The 319-nt window shown below is 37.0% G+C and carries 1 protein-coding gene; it reads right to left on the reverse strand.

Translation table 11 applies throughout. From position 1 onward, the window contains the following. Nucleotides 1-296, reverse strand: a 296-nt coding sequence (locus ACYVTD_RS18780; RefSeq protein WP_461249096.1) for a hypothetical protein, incomplete at its 3' end; no start/stop codon positions are given. Nucleotides 297-319 lie beyond the last annotated feature (23 nt).

Here is a 319-nt window from a genome sequence, read left to right on the forward strand (position 1 = left end):
AGATTATATTGGTACTTTGAAAAACTTACCAATAAAGCAAGTATATTTTCCAGTTGTTCATTGCCGCCCTCGCTCTTTAACGATAGATTATTCTCAATTTGATTAGAAAATATAAAATTTAAATAAGGATCGCCTTTTATTATATCGCTTCTGTCTGTCCGCCATTTTAAACGAGAGTTACGCAAATATTCATCAAATAGTTTTTTATCGTCATCTGTAAGAGGAATTTCAAGGTGAACGGACAGCGCGGATTTTTCAAACGCGGTAAGGGGGCGCGATTTTTCATGAACAAGCATTAGGGGGTCGCCAAGGTGCGTAT

It is taken from the genome of Treponema sp. R6D11 (genome assembly GCF_054786075.1).